Here is an 18490-nt window from a genome sequence, read left to right as displayed (position 1 = left end):
AAGAAAGCAGATCAGGGTCTAAAGACGGACCTCGCGGGGAATGATGGCGCGCCAAGAAAATCTCGACATCTGCCTTGCGACGCTGCGCGACACAGACCGTGACCGCTATCTGGCATGCCTGCTGTCCCCGGAGGACAAGCGTCCCTCTCTGGCGGCTCTTTACGCATTCAATGCCGAAATCGCCCGTATCCGCGATCTGGTGCGTGAAGCCTTGCCCGGCGAGGTACGCATGCAGTGGTGGAGGGATCTCCTGGAGGGGAACCCGCATGGTGACAGCCAGTCCCATCCGGTTGCATCGGCACTTCTCGAAACCGTCGAAAAACATCGTCTGCCGCGTCCGGTTCTCATCAACATGATCGAGGCGCGCGTTTTCGATCTCTACGACGACGTTTTCGAGGATCGCAATGCGCTTGAGGGTTATGCGGGCGAAACCGCGTCTGCGCTGATACAGCTGGCGAGCCTTGTTCTTTCGCCGGAGGATGCCGTTGCCAGCGCAGAAGCCGCCGGTCATGCCGGTGTGGCTCAGGTCATGGCAGGGTTGCTGCTGCTCATGCCGCTGCATCGTCGTCGTGGACAGGTCTATATTCCCGCCGACATGCTGGCTGCGGCGGGTCTAAACCGTGAGACCTTCCTCGAAGGCGACGACAAACAGCGCATCGGCATAGCGATCGAACTGTTTGCCGTTCACGCGCTCGATCATCTTGCCAAGGCAAGGCGTCAGCAGATCCCACGCCCGGTTCTTCCTGCGTATCTGCCCGTCGCGCTGGCCGGTCCGGTGATCGCGGTTGCCAGGAAGGCCGGCCCCGATCTGCTGGATGGCGGAGTGCAGCTGTCTCAGTTGCGCCGGCAATGGCTTCTCGCGAAGGCATCCTTTCTCAAGAGATTCTGAGGGAATACTTTTCACAGCCAAACTCCACGCAAGCCTCGGCTGGTATGAACCGGGCATCGGGTTCGTGCGTTCAGACTCGCGAATCGCATTGGACAATTGCCAGGAGGAGCGTCGCGGATGAGTTTGACGATCTGGATCATCGTCTTCGTACTGCTTGCAGTCTTCGCTTTTTATGCGCTACGGATGTCGCGGGCGACAGAAGAAGACAATAGTCACGATGTCGGGCAGGCCATCATTGATTTCGCCCGGGCCTTTCCGAACGAGGCGATCCGCAGCCTGCACATGACAATTGACGGGCAGGCTGCATTTGTCCGCTTGCACGACAACAAGGCAGGCTTCCTGCGCAACATGGGATCACATTACGCGTGCCTCCTCATCGATCCTGAGCGTATTCGTGTGGAAAGCCTCGAAAGTGGCGACGGTTTTGTTGTGACCTTCGAAGACACGCCGAAACACAGCGGTGCTTATCGCTTCAAATCGGCCGGCGAAGCCGCCGAGGTTTCGCTCTGGCTGCTGGGCAGCCTCGTAGAGGCGCAGGATCAGCATGCGCATGATCTTCCGCCCCCGCACGCCTGACGCCATGCCGTCAGCCTATTGGGTGGTGAGCGGCTGAGGCACTCCAGCGTGCTTGCGTTCGCGCCAGATGATGAACAGGCCCGATGCGACGATGATGAGGATACCCAGCCACTTCGACGGGGTGGGGAAGTCGGAAAAAAAGACGTAACCCAGCACGGTTGCGGAAATGATCTCGAAATACTGGAACGGCGCCAGCAGAGACAGCGGCGCCAATCGGAACGCCTGAACGATCAGCAGGTGCATGTAGCCCGATATCGAACCCAGCAGCACGAGCAGGACAAGATGCCAGCCTGTCTGCGGAAGCGAGATCGCAAAATCCTTGTCACCGAAGCTGTCGCCGATCAGCAGGGCCGCGCCCATGAAAACCGTACCGGCGATGCCTGCCATCGTCTGCATGGTGAGCGGGCTGTCGGCATCACCGATGGCGCGGTTCATGAACAGATAGAGCGTGTACAGGAAGGCACAGACGACGGGCAGGAGCGATGTCCAGCCAAAGATCGCGAAACTCGGCTGGATGACGATCATTGCGCCGCCAAAGCCGACCGCAATGGCCGTCCAGCGCTTCCAGCCGACTTTTTCGCCTAGGAAAATCGCCGACATCATGGTCAGCATGAAGGGTTCGACGAAATAGATGGCGAAGACGTCTGCCAGCGGCATGTATTTGACGGCGGCAAAGAACGTCAGACTGGCGGCGGCGTGGAGGATACCGCGAAGAAAGTTCATCCATGGGCGCTTGGCGGTGAAGAGCGCTTTCGGCGACACCACCAGAATCAAGGGCAGGGTGCAAAGCAGCTGGAAGAAGAATCGGTAGAACGTCACCTGGGCTGGCGACATGCCGCCGCTGACCGCCATATATTTGGCGATGGCGTCCATGACGGGCAGCACGATCATGCAGCCGGCCATGATCATCATGCCTCTAACCGTTTCGCTGAAGCCGGAATTTGTGGTCATCTGTTGCCTTGGGGGGTCTGCCGGGACGTTGCAAAAAAAGAGGCGCCAACCGGCGCCTCCTCTCTGCTGAAGCCTTGTGGCTCAGGCAGCTTGTTGGCGCGGCAAGCTCTTCATATCAATGACGAAGCGGTAACGCACATCGCTTTTTATCATGCGTTCATAAGCGTCGTTGATCTGATCGATGTCGATCATTTCGATCTCTGCGGCTATGCCGTTGGCAGCGCAGAAATCCAGCATCTCCTGCGTTTCCGGAATGCCGCCGATCATCGAGCCCGCGAAGGTCTTGCGGCCGGGGATGAGGCTGAAAGCATGCACGGAGAGGGGTTTTTCCGGCGCGCCAACCTGAACGAGTGCACCATCGCGCTTCAGGAGGGCGAGATAGGCATTGATGTCGTGATCGGCAGCAACGGCATCGATGATCAGGTCAAGACTGGATGCCGCATTCTTCATCTGCGCGGGATCACGGGATACGATGACCTCATGGGCGCCGAGCTTCTTGGCATCTTCCGCCTTGCCGGGAGAGGTGGTTATCATCACCACCGTTGCGCCCATGGCATTGGCAAGCTTGACGGCCATGTGACCCAGGCCTCCCAGGCCGACGACGCCAACGCGCTTTCCGGGACCTGCACTCCAGTGACGCAGCGGCGAGTATGTGGTGATGCCAGCGCAGAGCAGTGGGGCTGCTGCTGCCGGATCGAGCCCTTCGGGGATATTGAGCACGTAACGGTCATCCACAACAACGTGCGCGGAGTAGCCGCCAAGTGTATGGGCGCCGCCGCCCATGGCCTTGTCCGGTGAGTTGTAGGTGCCGGTCATGCCGTTTTCGCAATATTGCTCCAGCCCGTCGGCGCAGCTTGGGCATTCGCGGCAACTATCTACGATGCAGCCCACGCCAACACGGTCGCCGGTCTTGAATTTCGTGACCTGTGAACCAGTCCGTCCGACGCGGCCGATAATCTCGTGACCGGGAACGCAGGGGTAGAGCGAACCCGCCCATTCGGCCCGGGCGGTGTGAATGTCGGAGTGGCAGACGCCGCAGAACTCGATTTCGATCTCGACATCGTGCGGGCCGGGATCGCGACGCTTGATCGTCGCCAGCTTCAAGGGCGATGAACCATCGTCACAGGCATAGGCGGACGTTGTGAACATTCGTATTCCTCCTCTCTTGGTCATCGGTGATGGAATGCCGGTGGGCGGCATTTTGCGAAGGGAATCAGTCGCCGGATCCGGGTTTTGCAACTGTCGGGCCGAACACTTCCTCAAATGCTTCCCGCAGCAGAACGTCGACGTCGCTCATCATAACCAGCAATCCCAGATCGACAAGGCTGGTCACGCCATATTCGCTGATGCCGCAAGGGACGATTCCCGAAAAATGGCCGAGATCCGGATCGACGTTGATTGACAGTCCATGGAAGCTTACCCATTTGCGCAGACGGATGCCAAGCGCGGCAATCTTGTCCTCGCTGACACTGCCATCCAGAAGACGGGGTTTTTCGGGCCGCTGCACCCAGACGCCGACCCGATCCTCACGACGCTCGCCGCGCACGTTCATCTTGTCCAGCGTACGGATGATGACCTCCTCGAGCGCTGCGACATAGGCGCGTACGTCCTGGCGGCGGCGTTTAAGGTCCAGCATGACGTAAACGACGCGCTGCCCCGGTCCGTGATAGGTGTATTCGCCGCCTCGGCCTGTGGAAAAGACCGGAAAACGATCCGGCTCTATGAGATCCGACGCTTCGGCGCTGGTTCCTGCCGTGTAGAGCGGCGGATGCTCCAGCAGCCACACGAGTTCGTCCGCTTCGCCCGCGGCGATTGCAGCGACTTCGCGTTCCATGTCCTCCATCGCTTCTTCATAGGAAACGAATCCATCGGAGATTCGCCACCGAACCGGAGGTGAATCGGCGGTCGGAAGCATATTTGTTTGCAGATCGGTCCGTGTGAGCATGAAAAATGTCCTTTCCACAGCCTTCTCGCAAAATGACGATCAGGCGGCAACCCCTGCATTTGCGGGCTTCCTGGATATAGGAACGGTGACATCGATTTTTAATTTCAAAAAACTGTCACGACGCTCTTGTGCACCGAAAATCCTTTTGCTACATGCACCTCCGTCGACGCAAGTTGACGCCTACCACGATGCGGTCGTGGCGGAATTGGTAGACGCGCAGCGTTGAGGTCGCTGTGGGGCAACCCGTGGAAGTTCGAGTCTTCTCGACCGCACCAAAAGAAAACCCGCTTCGGCGGGTTTTTCTTTTTCTATCAGTTTGTTGCCGGTTGGCTCTCAAGTTCTGCCTCAAGCGGTATCCGCGTAATACTTCTCTCAGTGATGTCTGCATGCAAGCGCTCGATCAGCCGCTTTAAGGCGCCCGAAGAGGCGCTTAATGATGGGTATTGGGATACCTTCGGCATGGCTGGCGAGCCATCGGAGTTGCCAGCGTCCCTCCTGGCTATCGACCGTTCGTCCAAGGCGGCATTTGTGCATTCCAGTTCGACCGCAGCCGCAATTTTTCCAGCATTATCGTCTCCCGCACATGCGCTGGCGCCAAGAGGTATCGGCGCACCATGACTTTCTCGTGCGTGAAACAAAAATCGTTGTGAATTGTTTCCTGATTGGATGCGCACAATCCAAAATTTCAGTGGATTTTCTGTCCGAGGAAGAGTTACTCGGCAGTAACCCCTCTAAACAGAGGGGTGGAATATGATGGATTGAATGTTAGCTTTTGTCAAAATGCGGTCTGGAGGCGAACTTGTTGGGGGACAGCGCAGACTCGGACAACGGGCTTGGCTACTACATGTGGAGCATTGCCGATAACAGGCTCATCATGGATGCGGTTACATCCGAATGCCATGGTTTCACTACGGAAGTTGGATCGCAGGGGGTTACAATCGAAGAGATCCTCGAGAGGATCGATATCGAAATGAGGGATCGGGTCGCTCATGCCATCATGGAAAGCATAACTGCTGGCGTGTTTTTCAATCAGCACTACAAGGTGAGGTTGCCGGACAGATCTGTCCGGTGGATTGTCGCCAAGGGCAGGGCGATCTTCGATTCTGACAATTCGCCGTTTCTGGGGTTGGGTGCCGTACGTGACGTTACGTCAAGGCGACCGCGCCTGCTGGATTCGGAATGATACTTTTGTGATGTCTGGATACGGAAGCATGCACGAAAAACTTAAAGGCGGCACATGGCCGCCTTTTTCCGTTTTCAAGTCACCAGAAAATATCAGAAAACAGCAAGATATTTTAGAAGCGAAATGATGCCGATGATGATGACGATCACCTGTGCGATCTGTTTTGCGCCGCCGCCGACAGGCAGGCGTGCGATGAGCCACAGGACGAGGACGATTACCAGGAAAGTAATCAGAATGCTCACGAGCGTCGATGTAACCATATGGTCCAGCTCCCTTTTTCAACCATTTCAACGGTCGTTCACCGTTGTGTGAATAACTGCGCACAATTAATTTGGTTCCATCGTATCGAACGCTGGAGATGGTGAAACATGAGCGGGCCGAGAGTGAAGAAAAGACCGACCGGCGCAACGGCCAGTCTCAATCGGCTTGGACACCCACTTGTCGAGAGTGCCACAGGCGGAAGCCTTTCGGTCGTCACTGGCGCCTCCGAGCCCGGCTTCAATCCTCTGGACCTGATGTATGCGTCCCTTGCGGGGTGCCTTGCGCTGAGCGCGAGAATTGCCGCAAGCCAGATGGGTGTCCTCGACCGGTTCCAAAGGGTGTCCGTGAGCTTGTCAGGTGAAAAGACGGAGAACGAACCGTATCGCGTCATGCGGTTCGATGTTCATATCGATATCAGCGGCGATTTTGACGCCGAGACACGCCATGCGATAGCACACAAGGCGGAAGAGATCTGCACCGTCAGCAACACGCTGAAGGGTGAGGTGGAAATCGTTCTGGCAAACGTGCACTAGCTTTATGGTCTGTGCGACTTGTCCCACTTCTTCACGAGGCGGTCCCGTTTCAGTTTCGACAGGCGCTTCAGCCAGAACATGCCGTCGAGCTGATCCACCTCATGCTGAATGCAGACCGCATGGAAGCCTGTCGCAGTTTCTTCATGTGTGCCGCCATTCACGTCCTGATATCGTACCCTGACGGTCGACGGGCGTTCGACTTCATCGGTGAAGCCCGGCATGGACACGCTGCCTTCGACGTGCCGGATGGTTTCGGACGAAAAGGCGATAATTTCGGGGTTGATATAGGTCAGGACGGTATCCGGTGTCAGCTCCAGCACGAAAACCCGCTGGCTGGCGCCGACATGCGCCGCCGTAATGCCGACACCGGGTGCGGCTCGCATCGTATCGATCAGGTCATTGACCAGCGTTTTCAGCGCGTCATCGAAAACCGTAACGGGTGCGCAGATTTCGGAAAGTCCCGCATGCGGATAGAAAAGAATCGGCCTGATCGCCAATGCGTGTCTCCATTCGTGTTCAGCTCGAAACCGATGCGCCTGCAAGCCGGCTGCCTTCTTCGGTCAATTCCACCCAGGTTCTTTGTGTCCGGCTGTCGCGTTTCGCCACTCTGATGAAACGTGGACACGCAGCGGCTATTTCGCGCAGAACAAGGGCATGGGCAAGCCCCAGCCGCCTGGCGATGCTTCGGCTGTCCGTGGCCAATCCAAGATGGGTGGCGAGAAGGATGGCGGCTCCGGTTGCGTTCAAAACATCGGGCGCACGCCGCGTGATATCCTGCACCGCAGCCAGGAATGCGGCCGCGGCCTCATCATCTTCCATCATGCGGCTTCGGATTCTCCGCGCAGCTTAATCGCCACAAGTACCGATTTCGATGTTGGCGTGAAGCTGCCATCGCCGTAGCTGCTCAAGGGAACAAGTACATTGAGTTCGGGGTAATAACCGCCGACGCTGCCTCTGGGGATATTATAAGGAACTAGGCGGAAGTTTTCTGCGATGCGTTCGCGACCGTCTTCATATTCTCCGATGACATCGACACGCTGGCGGGAATGGGCGCCTAGGGCTTCCATGTCCTTGGGGTTCATGAAAATGACGTGGCGTTCCCCATAGACGCCACGATAACGGTCATCCATGCCGTAGATCGTCGTGTTGTACTGGTCGTGGCTTCGGAACGTCTGCAATACGAAGAGATCGCCATGGCCAAGCGCCTGCTGGTGTTCCGTCCGTTCGGGGAGCTGGCCGGTGTAGAACGTCGCCTTTCCGGCAGGAGTATTCCATTCACGTTCAGCCGCCGCATTGCGCAGGTGAAATCCGCGCGGCACACGAACGCGTTCGTTGAAATTGTTGAATCCGGGGATGACACGCTCGATCATGTCGCGGATGAGGTCGTAATCATCCGCCATCGCCTGCCAGTTCACATGCGCGTTGCCCAGAGTGGCGGCCGCGATGCCCGCCACGATCGCCACTTCCGAACGCAGGTCTTCGGAGGCGGGCGGATTGATGCCGCCTGAACCATGCACCATGCTCATGGAATCCTCGACCGTGACGATCTGCGACCGGCCTTTCGAATTGCGGTCGATCTCGGTTCGTCCCAGACATGGCAGAACAAAGGAGGTTTCGCCCGGAACCAGATGCGAGTGGTTGAGCTTGGTGGCGATATTGACCGTCAGTTTCTGTTTGCTGAACGCCTCGATGATAAGCGGGCTGTCCGGCGTTGCGCGCAGGAAGTTGCCGCCGAGCGCGATGAATGTCTCCGCCGATCCCTCGAGCATGGCGGCAATCGCTTCGACCGTGTTGTGACCGCGCTTGCGCGGCATGGGCACGCCCAGCTCCTTTTCCAGCGCATCGAGCAGGGCAGGCGGCGCCTTTTCATCAATGCCGACGGTGCGGTCGCCTTGTACGTTGGAATGGCCGCGAACGGGGCACAGACCGGCGCCCGGACGCCCTATATTGCCCCGCAGCAGCATGAAGTTGGCGATTTCTCGAACCGTGATGACGGAATGCTTGTGTTGCGTGATGCCCATCGCCCAGGTGGCGATCACGGCGTTCGCCTGCATGTAGATGTTTGCCGCTTCCTCGATTTCGGCACGTGTCAGGCCGGATTGGTCGAGAATGTCTTCCCAGCTCGTCGCCTCCACAGCCGCGCGGTATGCCTGAAACTCCGCCGCATGTTCGGCAAGGAAGTCGTCGTCGATGATGGCCGGGTTGCCGGCCGCTTTCGCCGCGTCGTCCGCGGCGAAGACCGCTTTGCTCATGCCGCGGATGGCCGCCATGTCGCCGCCCTGCCTGGGCTGGTAATAATTGGTGGCGATCCTGGTGTTGCCGCCGGTCATCATCTCGATCTTGTCCTGCGGGTCGGCAAAACGCTCCAGTCCCTTTTCGCGGATCGGATTGAGGACGACGATTTTCGCGCCCCGAAGCGCTGCGCGGCGCAGATCTCCCAGCATGCGGGGATGATTGGTGCCGGGGTTCTGGCCAATCACGAAGATCGCGTCCGCCTGCTCGAAGTCCTCCAGCAGCACGGTTCCCTTGCCAACGCCGATGGATGCCTTCAGGCCGACGCCACTGGCCTCGTGGCACATGTTGGAACAGTCCGGAAAGTTGTTGGTGCCATACAACCGGACCATCAGCTGATAAAGGAATGCCGCCTCGTTCGAGGCACGGCCGGAGGTGTAGAACTCAGCGCGATCCGGGCTGTCGAGGCTTTTGAGGATTCCGCCGATTTCGGCGAACGCGTCATCCCAGGATACGGGAAGGTATTTGTCAGACGCGCGGTCATACCGCATCGGGTGAGTAAGGCGGCCCTGCTTTTCCAGTTCGTAGTCCGACCATTTGCGGAGATCGGACAGAGTATGGTGCGCGAAGAAGTCCGGTGGTACGCGGGCCTCCGTCGCCTCCCAGGCGACTGCCTTTACGCCATTTTCGCAAAACTCGAAAGAGGAGCCGTGTTCGGGGTCTCCCCATGCGCAGCCCGGACAGTCAAAACCATCGGGCTGGTTGGCCTTGAGCAGTGTTCTGGCGCCTGAGATTGGCGCGCCTGATTCCATCAGCCGCTTGCCGACGCTCTTCAGTGCCCCCCAGCCACCCGCAGCGGAGGAGGCCTTGCCGATGAAATCCGTCTTGCTCATTGTAACCGTCTTTCCTGACGCCTGTTTTCAATCGCATGCCCGTAAGCTGGATGCTGCGATTCATGGTTTTTAGCCCTTTATCACCCGTTCCAGAATCGCCTCCGGGGCGTATATGTCAACGCTTATCTTTCCCCGATTGTATGGAACGGCCCACTGTGGTCGGGCGTTGCGCTGACGTCGAATATCTCCGTTGACGACGGATATCTGTGACATTTGCGTCGTGGTTCCGAAGCTTGCCGGTTTCCCGCTATCCGGTTGTTGACAATATGCTTTTAAACGCCATTCTCCTGCCAAATCGTGCACTGCGGCATTTTACAAACTAAGGGGACGCAAGATGACAGACCGTGACGACGATCTTCTCGCGCCCGAAAATGACAAGGTGCCGGACGTACCCTCCGATATCTATGCGGAAGACGGCTCGATCCGCTCCGATTTTCTGGCCATGGTGGGTGCCGCGATCGCCGATCGCGATCTGCTTTTCCTGCGCCGGAACGTCGCGAAGCTGCATGAATCCGAACTTGGCGACCTGATCGAATCCATTCTGCCGGAACAGCGCCACGCGCTCGTTCGCCTCCTTGGCTCCGACTTCGACATGACGGCGCTGACTGAGGTGGACGAGGGTATCCGCCTCGACATCGTCGAACAGATGTCGAACGAGCAGATCGCCGCCGGCATCGGCGAGCTGGATTCGGACGATGCCGTCTACATTCTCGAAGATCTCGACGATGAGGACCGCGAGGACATTCTCTCGCAGTTGCCGTTTACCGAGCGCGTCCGGCTCATGCGGGCGCTGGATTATCCGGAAAGCTCTGCGGGTCGCCGCATGCAGACGGAGTTCGTGGCCGTGCCACCGTTCTGGACCGTCGGGCAGACCATCGACTACCTGCGTGAAGAGGAAGAGCTGCCGGACAGCTTCACGCAGATTTTCGTCATCGACCCGACCTTCAAGCTGGTTGGCGCTCTCGACCTTGACCGGGTGCTGCGCACCAAGCGTCAGGTGAAGGTCGAGACTATCATGCATGAGACGAACCACTCCATTCCGGCCGAAATGGATCAGGAAGAGGCAGCGCAGCTTTTCGAACAGTACGACCTTCTGTCTGCGGCTGTCGTGGACGATAATGGCAGGCTGGTGGGTGTGTTGACCATCGACGACGTGGTGGACGTCATCCAGGAAGAAGCGGAAGAAGATCTGCTGCGCCTCGGTGGTGTCGGCGACGAAGAGCTTTCGGACTCTGTCGCCAGCACGTCGCGTTCGCGCGTGCCGTGGCTGGCGGTCAATCTCATCACCGCGTTTCTGTCGGCGTCGGTCATCAGCCTGTTCGACGCCACGATCCAGCAGATCGTCGCCCTTGCAATCCTGATGCCGGCCGTCGCGGGCATGGGGGGAAATGCCGGTTCGCAGACCATGACCGTTTCGGTGCGCGCCCTTGCGACGAAGAGCCTCGATATTCACAATGCCGCACGTATCATCCGGCGTGAAGCCGGGGTAGGGATCCTGAACGGCATGCTGTTCGGCACTGCAATCGGCGTCGTGGCGGGTATCTGGTTTCAGGATATTCACATCGGCGGCATCATCGCCACGGCCATGTGTCTCAACATGCTGGCGGCGGCGCTGGCTGGCATTCTCATCCCGCTTGTTCTCGACAAGTTCGGCGCGGACCCCGCCGTTTCGTCTGCCGTTTTCGTGACAGCTATCACCGATATCGTCGGCTTTTTTGCCTTTCTGGGCATTGCGACGTGGTGGTACGGGATTTCAGGTTAGGTAGGACGGCACGTCAAAATTGACTTTTACGTTAAGGTCAAATAATAATAATCCGGTTATGAATCGGATAGGCCCGTGAACAAGTATTATAGCATAACCGAACTGACACGTGAATTCGGCGTTTCCACCCGTACCTTGCGATTTTACGAGGACGAGGGGTTGATTCATCCTGAGCGCCGTGGCCGGACCCGTCTTTTCAGGTCGGCGGACCGGCATCTCATTCAGGAAATCCTGCGTGGTCGCCGTATCGGGTTCACGATTGCCGAAATCCGCGAAATCATTCACGTCTACAAGGAGCCGCCGGGCGAGGCGGGCCAGCTCGAACTTCTGATGAAGAAGGTCGACGAAAAGCGGGCTGACCTTCGCCAGAAGCGCAAGGACATCGAGGAAACTCTGGCGGAACTCGACAATGTAGAGGAAGCCTGCCTGACGCGTCTTGCCGAAATCGGCGTCGGCACCTGAACCACGCTACTGGTCGCTTATTAACCGGCTGGAAGCGCTATTGCGCTTCCACGGAACATTGTTGCGCCACTTCGCTGACCTTCGACTGCTGTTGCGTTGACAGGCTGCCTTCCATCACCTGATCGAAGAGATTTTCGGCATGCAGCTTTTCGAGCGTGCAGCCGCAGAAGCGCTGGCATAGTTCCAGACCGTTCGGCTGCTCGACGCAGCTTTTTTCACAGCTGGACTTGTAAAGCTCGACCTGATCGACCGGCGGAGGCGGGGCGATCAGCGATGCGATGTAGACGATACCAAGCAGCAGCGGTTGATGCACAAGGTAAAAGAGCAGGCTATGGCGTCCAGCCAGCGCCAGCAGGTTTTTCGGTGCGCTGGGCTTGCGGAAACGGTCCAGCCATCCCCGCGGCACGGCGATCTTCGAGAATGCCATTCCGAGCAGGAATGGCGCAAGCCATGGCAGAAGCGGAACGTAGTCGTTCGAGCGCGGCGGTATCGTCGCCAAGCCGATCCATGCGAGCCATCTGCTGTCGAAGGCTTCCGACTGGACGTAAAACGGAATGGCGGCAGCGACGACGGCGGCTATCAGCGCCACGATGGCAGGCGCACGCAGGAACAGAAGGCCCACAAGGCTTGCCGCAGCGATGTTGTGCAGGATGCCGAAGAAGATGAAGCTATCGGGGAAGGCGAAGACGGTCGCAACGGTAATGAGCATGGCTGAGCCAGCCACCATGGCGAAACGCTTGTTGAATGAAGGCCAGTTCATGCCTTTACCATGGGCGAGAAACAGGCTGAACCCGGCAAGGAACAGGAAGGACGACGCAATTGCGCGGGCGTAGAGCTTCCAGAGCCCGGTGGTCGCCGTACCCGGTTCGATATAGCCGAAAAGCTCCAGATCCCATGTGAAATGATACGATGCCATGGCGAGCAACGCCACGCCGCGAAGGGTATCCAGCCCTCCTATGCGTCCCTTGGGACGAACCTCATTGGCCGTTGTCTCTGTTTCCATGTCCGGTGCTGCTCAGATCAGATGTTTGATACTTCGGGCTTGGCCTCCGAAGTAAGGCGATTTCAAGGCTTCGATTCATCCATGATCGCCAGTCGTGCCGCGGAGAAGAACTGCCGACGCAGGAGCGCGATGACGATGATGCTTGTCGTGGCGATGAAAACATACGAGCTGATGAACCACCCGAGATACGCGATCGACAGGAAGATCGTTCTGAGGCCATCGTTGAAGTTCTTGGCGGCGATGATGTTCATGCGAATCACGTTTTCGGCGGCGCGTTCGGCCGCGGCCTGATCGGCATTTGCATCGTGCACCATTGGAATGGCACCGAAGAGGATGGTGCAATAGTTGAACAACCGGTAGGACCAGCCGAACTTGAAGAAGGCATAACCGAAAAGACAGGTCAGGCCGATGACCTTCAGCTCGAAGGCCGTGCGACCGCCATAGTGCACGAAGGGCATGTCACGAAACACCGATTCGACCTGATCCGTCGCACCAAGCAGGGCGAAGCAGCCACCGATGGCGAAGATCGATGTCGACGCGAAGAAGGCCGTGCCGTTCTGCAGACCCGCCATGATCTGCGTATCGATCATTTTCAGATCGCGCTTGAGTGAGTTGTGAATCCAGTCACGACGGCGCTCCGCCATTGCCCGGTTGAGGCTTGTTCGTGAAAACCACGTCGATTTCGTCGTGACATGCGTATAGGCGACCCACAGTAGGATGAAGAAGATGAATGCGACATAATCCATGGTCGTCATCACGGGCGTTCCCTCAAGCTGTTTTGCGAATCTGTACGCGAACCTGCCGGAAGATTAGCGTATCGGCAGCATAACCGGAATCGGTTTCACTGGAACGACGCACCGAATCAACAGGTTAGAGTGGCTGACGTTGACGCGTGTTTTTTGTAGCTGACATGACCCTTATGGCACGTCGTGGCGCGTGGCCGATTGACAGAACCAGCTTTCGGACCTAGCTTTTTTGCAAGAGTCCGGTGTTTCCGTTTTTATCGAAGACGATGCTTTGTTGCCCGCACGGTGCGGGCGGGTTTCGACTTCATGACGCGGTATCGTGACTGTCCGGCATGATCGACCGGGAGAACGCCTCCTTATCTACGAATCGTTCTCTTTTCATGGCGTGACGTCAACGGCTTGTGGTATGCCAGTCCGGCATGACCACAATGGCACTGGCTCTTTCTGCTTTCCCCCACGGTTTACATGACTGATATTTCCCGCACTGTTCTCGTTCTTGGCGGCGCGCGCTCCGGAAAATCCCGATTCGCCGAGGAAATGGTGATGGGGGCGGGCAGGCAGGCGCATTATGTCGCGACAGGCAGGGCGTGGGACGATGAAATGCGCGACCGCATTTCGCATCATGAGGCACGGCGTGGCGGCGAATGGATCACGCATGAGGCGCCGGTCGATATCGTTTCGACGCTTCGTGACATCGATGGACCGGATCATGTCGTTCTGATCGACTGCCTGACGCTTTGGGTGACGAACCTGATGATGGAGGAGGCCGATATGGACGCGGCCTTCGCAGATCTCGAGGCGCAGATCGTGAAAAGCAGCGCGAAACTGATCTTCGTCTCCAACGAGGTGGGCCTCGGTATCGTACCGGAAAACAGGATGGCGCGGGAATTTCGTGACCATGCCGGAAGGCTGCATCAGCGCGTCGCAGCCATCGCAGGCGAGGTCTACTTCATCGCCGCCGGTCTTCCTCTCAAAATGAAGGGCTAGGCCGCTCCTCACGGCTTTTTTCCGTTGATCTGAATCAAGGTTGTTTCCTGCGGTCGGTGGCAATGCTCCACACGACGCAAAGGCCCGTTTTCCGCTTCGAAAGCCGCTCGCGCCTCGCGTCGATCCGCTTGACGTTGGGGGAAACCAACAATGAACTACACCTTGGAAATTGCGATGGTCGCCTTTGGCGCCTTTCTCGCGCTGCTCGGGGCGGCCTTTGCCCATGACAGTCTTTTTGCGGCCCATATGTGGGTCCTGTTCTTCACGCTGCTCGTCGGCACCGTTCTTTTGCTGCGCCGTGTTTCGTTCGCGCCGGTCAATCAAGTGGCGAAAGTGCAGCGCAAATCCGAATACTTCGATGAAGTTGTGAAATACGGCGTGGTCGCGACCGTGTTCTGGGGCGTCGTCGGCTTTCTGGTTGGCGTGGTTGTGGCGCTGCAGCTTGCTTTCCCGGATCTCAATGTAGCGCCGTGGTTCAATTTCGGCCGTATGCGGCCGCTGCACACATCGGCGGTGATCTTCGCTTTCGGGGGAAATGCGCTGATCGCGACGTCCTTCTATGTCGTCCAGAGAACCTGTCGCGCCCGCCTGTTCGGCGGTAGCCTCGGCTGGTTCGTATTCTGGGGCTACCAACTCGTCATCGTCATGGCGGCAACGGGCTATCTGCTCGGTATTACGCAAGGCAAGGAATATGCCGAGCCGGAATGGTATGTCGATATCTGGCTGACAATCGTCTGGGTCGCTTACCTGCTGGCGTTTCTCGGCACGGTCCTGATGCGCAAGGAGCCGCATATCTATGTGGCGAACTGGTTCTATCTCGCCTTCATCGTGACGATTGCCATGCTGCACATCGTCAACAATCTGGCGGTTCCCGTGTCTTTCCTCGGCGTCAAGAGCTACTCGGCCTTTGCCGGCGTGCAGGATGCGCTGACGCAGTGGTGGTACGGCCACAACGCCGTCGGTTTCTTCCTGACAGCCGGCTTCCTCGGCATGATGTATTATTTCGTGCCGAAACAGGCCGGTCGCCCGGTCTATTCCTACCGCCTGTCGATCATCCATTTCTGGGCGCTGATCTTCATGTATATCTGGGCCGGCCCGCACCACCTTCATTACACGGCGCTGCCCGACTGGGCGCAGACCCTTGGCATGGTGTTTTCCATCATGCTGTGGATGCCGTCGTGGGGCGGCATGATCAACGGCCTGATGACGCTTTCGGGCGCATGGGACAAGATCCGCACCGATCCGATCATCCGCATGATGGTGATTGCCATCGCCTTCTACGGCATGTCGACCTTCGAGGGGCCGATGATGTCGATCAAGGCCGTCAACTCGCTCAGCCACTATACGGACTGGACCATCGGCCACGTTCATTCGGGCGCGCTTGGATGGGTCGGCATGATCACCTTCGGGGCCGTCTATTACCTAACGCCAAAGCTGTGGAACCGAGATCGTCTCTACAGCCTGCGCATGGTCAACTGGCACTTCTGGCTCGCAACGCTCGGCATCGTCATTTACGCCGCCGTTCTATGGGTCGCGGGTATCCAGCAGGCGCTGATGTGGCGCGAATACGATGCGCAGGGCTTCCTCGTTTATTCCTTCGCAGAATCGGTATCGGCGCTGTTCCCGTATTACGTCCTGCGCGCCGTTGGTGGGGGGCTTTATCTCTGCGGTGGCCTCGTCATGGCCTACAACGTCTACATGACCGCGCGCGGTTACGAACGGGAAGAGGCTCCGATTGCAGGAAGCTATCCCCTCGTTGCGCAGCCGGCCGAATAAGGAGGAGCACCCATGTCGCTTCTTGATAAACATCAGCTCATAGAGCGCAACGCCACCCTGCTTCTCGTCGGTTCGCTGCTCGTCGTATCGATCGGCGGCATCGTGGAAATCGCACCGCTCTTCTATCTCGAAAACACCATCGAGAAGGTGGAGGGCATGCGGCCCTATTCGCCGCTTGAGCTTGCGGGACGTAACATCTACATCCGCGAAGGGTGCTACGTCTGCCATAGCCAGATGATCCGCCCGTTCCGCGACGAGGTGGAGCGTTACGGCCACTACAGCCTCGCGGCCGAGAGCATGTACGACCATCCGTTCCAGTGGGGCTCAAAACGTACCGGGCCTGATCTGGCCCGCGTCGGCGACCGTTATTCGAACGAATGGCACGTACAGCATCTCGCCGATCCGCGCTCGGTGGTGCCGGAATCGATCATGCCGTCCTACGCCTTCCTGAAGACCACGCCGCTCAAGGTGGCAGACGTTTCGATGGAGCTAAAGGCCAACCGCGCCGTCGGTGTGCCGTATAGCGACGAGATGATCGACCTTGCCGCAGCCGACCTTGCCGCGCAGGCGGATCCGAATGCGGATGCCGACGGCGTGCTGCAACGCTACCCGAAGGCGAAGATCGGCGATTTTGATGGCGATCCGGCCAGACTGACGGAGATGGATGCTTTGGTTGCCTATCTCCAAATGCTCGGCACGCTGGTCGATTTTTCGACCTATGACGATGCAGCCGGATACCGGTGAGGAGAGGCCATGGAAACCTACACAGCCATGCGTCACTTCGCCGATAGCTGGGGTCTGCTTGCCATGGCGCTGTTTTTCGTCGGCGTCGTGCTCTTCACCCTGCGTCCCGGCGGCAAGAAGGCGGCCAACGATGCCGCCAGCATCCCTCTGAAGGAGGACTAGGCTATGGCCGACAAAAACATTGACAAAATAAGCGGTGTCGAAACGACCGGCCATGAATGGGACGGCATTCGCGAACTCAACAATCCGATGCCCCGGTGGTGGGTGTGGACCTTCTACGTCACCATTGTCTGGGCCATCGGTTACACCATTGCATTTCCGGCATGGCCGTTGATCAACGATGCGACGCAGGGTGTCCTCGGCTGGAGCAGCCGCGCTGACATGACCGCCGAAATCGCCACCGCGAAAGATGCGCAGAGTGTCTATCTCGACAGGATCGCCAGCGCGTCCTTAACCGACATACAGGCCGACAACACATTGATGCAGTTTGCGCTTTCGGGTGGCGCCGCCGCCTTCAAGGTCAACTGTATCCAGTGCCACGGTTCGGGTGCTGAAGGCAGCCAAGGTTATCCCAACCTCAATGACGACGAATGGCTGTGGGGCGGTAGCGTTGAGGATATCTACACCACCATCAACCACGGCGTTCGGTTTGTCGAGGATGCGGATACGCGTATTTCGGAAATGCCGGCGTTCGGCGATATTCTCGAGGCATCGGAAATCCGCGAGGTGGCGGCCTATGTCGTCAGCCTGACTGGCACGCCTTCCAATCCGGCGCTGGTGGAGCCAGGCAAGCAGGTCTTCGCCGACAATTGCGCTGCGTGCCACGGGGAGGATGCCAAGGGCAACCGCGAATTCGGCGCTCCCGATCTTGCTGACGCCATCTGGCTGAAAGCAGCGGGCGAGCAGGGCATCGTCACGCAGATCCGATCGCCCAAGCACGGCGTCATGCCCGCATGGGGCGGTCGTCTGGGCGACATCGCGGTCAAACAGCTTGCCATCTTCGTGCATTCGCTGGGTGGCGGCGAATAAGAGGCAGCAGACCATAGAATAGAGAAAGGGCGCTCCAAGCGCCCTTTTTTCGTCTGGTCGATATCGTCAGGCAGCACGGCCATCCGGATACTCGGCCGGTCCTTTCAGCTCGATCTTGTTGCCGAAGGGGTCACGGAAATAGAAGGAGTGCCCCATTCCGCGCGCGCCACCGTGGTAGGCTTCCTGTTCGATGGTCACGTCGAATTTTGCCAGATGCGCGCGAAGTGCCTCATGGTTCAGCGGTCCGGTCGCAATGCAGATGTGATCGACATTGCGGCCACCGGCGACCGGGGGAGCCGCTTTCGTGCCGCCGGGATGGGTCACATCCCAAAGAACGATCAGGGAATTTCCGCACCAAACCTGTTCCATGCCAAGTGCCGGATAGGTGTAGCCGTTGGTGCATCCCAGCACATCGCGGTAAAAGTCGAGGGCGCGCGCCATGTCGTCAACGATGAAGACAACGTGATCGAGGCCGACGAGCGAGAAGGGCGGTGTTGTCGCGGTCATGTTGAGTGCAT

At 58.3% G+C, this 18490-nt stretch carries 22 protein-coding genes and 1 tRNA gene; 13 read left to right on the top strand and 10 right to left on the bottom strand.

What is annotated here, in order from left to right; genetic code table 11:
- Window positions 1-43: 43 nt before the first annotated feature.
- Together N7578_RS16315 and N7578_RS16310 are read left to right on the top strand one after the other, a co-directional pair.
- Window positions 44-889, top strand: coding sequence for a phytoene/squalene synthase family protein (locus tag N7578_RS16315; protein ID WP_311112532.1), 846 nt, complete (start codon window positions 44-46; stop codon window positions 887-889).
- A 117-nt stretch (window positions 890-1006) separates the two neighbouring features.
- On the top strand, window positions 1007-1465 hold the full coding sequence (locus N7578_RS16310) for a hypothetical protein (protein ID WP_311111327.1): 459 nt from the start codon (window positions 1007-1009) through the stop codon (window positions 1463-1465).
- Between the two features lie 15 nt (window positions 1466-1480).
- Here the strand turns inward: N7578_RS16310 and N7578_RS16305 are convergent, their stop codons facing one another.
- The 3 genes from N7578_RS16305 to lipB all read right to left on the bottom strand — a co-directional run bounded on the left by N7578_RS16305 (window position 1481) and on the right by lipB (window position 4361).
- Window positions 1481-2416, bottom strand: coding sequence for a DMT family transporter (locus tag N7578_RS16305; protein WP_311111326.1), 936 nt, complete (start codon window positions 2414-2416; stop codon window positions 1481-1483).
- Window positions 2417-2497: 81 nt separating this feature from the next.
- The gene (locus N7578_RS16300) at window positions 2498-3565 is read right to left on the bottom strand and encodes an NAD(P)-dependent alcohol dehydrogenase (RefSeq protein WP_311111325.1); all 1068 of its coding nucleotides are present in this window, start codon (window positions 3563-3565) and stop codon (window positions 2498-2500) included.
- Between the two features lie 64 nt (window positions 3566-3629).
- The gene (gene lipB / locus N7578_RS16295) at window positions 3630-4361 is read right to left on the bottom strand and encodes a lipoyl(octanoyl) transferase LipB (RefSeq protein WP_311111324.1); all 732 of its coding nucleotides are present in this window, start codon (window positions 4359-4361) and stop codon (window positions 3630-3632) included.
- Here lipB and N7578_RS16290 point away from each other — a divergent pair.
- From N7578_RS16290 to N7578_RS16280, 3 genes are all read left to right on the top strand, one after another.
- On the top strand, window positions 4360-4587 hold the full coding sequence (locus N7578_RS16290) for a hypothetical protein (protein WP_311111323.1): 228 nt from the start codon (window positions 4360-4362) through the stop codon (window positions 4585-4587). The two genes, lipB and N7578_RS16290, sit on opposite strands and share 2 nt — an antisense overlap.
- Window positions 4552-4636 (top strand) — tRNA-Leu (locus N7578_RS16285). The genes N7578_RS16290 and N7578_RS16285 overlap by 36 nt, the downstream gene beginning before the upstream one ends.
- A gap of 527 nt (window positions 4637-5163) precedes the next feature.
- Window positions 5164-5544, top strand: coding sequence for a PAS domain-containing protein (locus N7578_RS16280; RefSeq protein ID WP_422646707.1), 381 nt, complete (start codon window positions 5164-5166; stop codon window positions 5542-5544).
- A 92-nt stretch (window positions 5545-5636) separates the two neighbouring features.
- Here N7578_RS16280 and N7578_RS16275 read toward each other — a convergent pair whose 3' ends face one another.
- Window positions 5637-5804 carry a Thivi_2564 family membrane protein gene (locus N7578_RS16275; RefSeq protein ID WP_003502827.1) on the bottom strand — a complete coding sequence of 56 codons (168 nt, stop codon included), beginning with the start codon at window positions 5802-5804 and terminating at the stop codon, window positions 5637-5639.
- A 108-nt stretch (window positions 5805-5912) separates the two neighbouring features.
- Between N7578_RS16275 and N7578_RS16270 the strand changes: the two genes are divergently transcribed.
- Window positions 5913-6338, top strand: coding sequence for an OsmC family protein (locus N7578_RS16270; RefSeq protein ID WP_311111321.1), 426 nt, complete (start codon window positions 5913-5915; stop codon window positions 6336-6338).
- A gap of 2 nt (window positions 6339-6340) precedes the next feature.
- Here the strand turns inward: N7578_RS16270 and N7578_RS16265 are convergent, their stop codons facing one another.
- Genes N7578_RS16265 through N7578_RS16255 form a run of 3 tightly spaced genes read right to left on the bottom strand, consistent with a single transcriptional unit; the run spans window position 6341 to window position 9463 of the window.
- Window positions 6341-6835 (bottom strand): peptide deformylase, encoded by a 495-nt coding sequence (locus N7578_RS16265; RefSeq protein WP_311111320.1) that lies wholly within the window; start codon window positions 6833-6835, stop codon window positions 6341-6343.
- 19 nt (window positions 6836-6854) lie between these two features.
- Window positions 6855-7157, bottom strand: a complete 303-nt coding sequence (locus N7578_RS16260; RefSeq protein WP_311112531.1) for a hypothetical protein — start codon at window positions 7155-7157, stop codon at window positions 6855-6857.
- Window positions 7157-9463: an FdhF/YdeP family oxidoreductase gene (locus tag N7578_RS16255; RefSeq protein WP_311111319.1), complete on the bottom strand. Its 2307-nt coding sequence runs from the start codon at window positions 9461-9463 to the stop codon at window positions 7157-7159. The genes N7578_RS16260 and N7578_RS16255 overlap by 1 nt, the downstream gene beginning before the upstream one ends.
- 334 nt (window positions 9464-9797) lie before the next feature.
- Between N7578_RS16255 and mgtE the strand changes: the two genes are divergently transcribed.
- Window positions 9798-11225, top strand: a complete 1428-nt coding sequence (mgtE, locus tag N7578_RS16250; protein ID WP_311111318.1) for a magnesium transporter — start codon at window positions 9798-9800, stop codon at window positions 11223-11225.
- A gap of 75 nt (window positions 11226-11300) precedes the next feature.
- Window positions 11301-11687 carry a MerR family DNA-binding transcriptional regulator gene (locus N7578_RS16245; protein ID WP_311111317.1) on the top strand — a complete coding sequence of 129 codons (387 nt, stop codon included), beginning with the start codon at window positions 11301-11303 and terminating at the stop codon, window positions 11685-11687.
- 37 nt (window positions 11688-11724) lie between these two features.
- On the opposite strand, the gene N7578_RS16240 is transcribed toward N7578_RS16245, so the two are convergent.
- Window positions 11725-12690, bottom strand: coding sequence for a DUF1624 domain-containing protein (locus N7578_RS16240; RefSeq protein WP_311111316.1), 966 nt, complete (start codon window positions 12688-12690; stop codon window positions 11725-11727).
- A gap of 62 nt (window positions 12691-12752) precedes the next feature.
- Window positions 12753-13445, bottom strand: a complete 693-nt coding sequence (locus tag N7578_RS16235) for a DUF599 domain-containing protein (RefSeq protein WP_311111315.1) — start codon at window positions 13443-13445, stop codon at window positions 12753-12755.
- A 456-nt stretch (window positions 13446-13901) separates the two neighbouring features.
- Here N7578_RS16235 and cobU point away from each other — a divergent pair, with 456 nt between their 5' ends.
- The 5 genes from cobU (at window position 13902) to ccoP (ending at window position 17972) form a co-directional block, all read left to right on the top strand.
- On the top strand, window positions 13902-14423 hold the full coding sequence (gene cobU / locus N7578_RS16230; RefSeq protein WP_311111314.1) for a bifunctional adenosylcobinamide kinase/adenosylcobinamide-phosphate guanylyltransferase: 522 nt from the start codon (window positions 13902-13904) through the stop codon (window positions 14421-14423).
- Window positions 14424-14573: 150 nt separating this feature from the next.
- Window positions 14574-16199, top strand: a complete 1626-nt coding sequence (gene ccoN / locus N7578_RS16225) for a cytochrome-c oxidase, cbb3-type subunit I (RefSeq protein ID WP_311111313.1) — start codon at window positions 14574-14576, stop codon at window positions 16197-16199.
- A 12-nt stretch (window positions 16200-16211) separates the two neighbouring features.
- Complete coding sequence (gene ccoO / locus N7578_RS16220) at window positions 16212-16943, top strand: cytochrome-c oxidase, cbb3-type subunit II (RefSeq protein ID WP_311111312.1); 732 nt, start codon at window positions 16212-16214, stop codon at window positions 16941-16943.
- Window positions 16944-16952: 9 nt separating this feature from the next.
- Window positions 16953-17105: a cbb3-type cytochrome c oxidase subunit 3 gene (locus tag N7578_RS16215; protein ID WP_311111311.1), complete on the top strand. Its 153-nt coding sequence runs from the start codon at window positions 16953-16955 to the stop codon at window positions 17103-17105.
- Window positions 17106-17108: 3 nt separating this feature from the next.
- Window positions 17109-17972 (top strand): cytochrome-c oxidase, cbb3-type subunit III, encoded by an 864-nt coding sequence (ccoP, locus tag N7578_RS16210; protein WP_311111310.1) that lies wholly within the window; start codon window positions 17109-17111, stop codon window positions 17970-17972.
- A 66-nt stretch (window positions 17973-18038) separates the two neighbouring features.
- On the opposite strand, the gene N7578_RS16205 is transcribed toward ccoP, so the two are convergent.
- Window positions 18039-18479 carry a VOC family protein gene (locus N7578_RS16205; RefSeq protein WP_311111309.1) on the bottom strand — a complete coding sequence of 147 codons (441 nt, stop codon included), beginning with the start codon at window positions 18477-18479 and terminating at the stop codon, window positions 18039-18041.
- Window positions 18480-18490 lie beyond the last annotated feature (11 nt).

The sequence above is a fragment of the Agrobacterium tumefaciens genome, from assembly GCF_031801495.1.
GTDB classification, from domain to species: Bacteria; Pseudomonadota; Alphaproteobacteria; order Rhizobiales; family Rhizobiaceae; genus Agrobacterium; species Agrobacterium tumefaciens_K.
The sequence above is the reverse complement of the archived record's forward strand: the minus strand, read 5'-3'. Positions and strand labels throughout refer to the sequence as shown.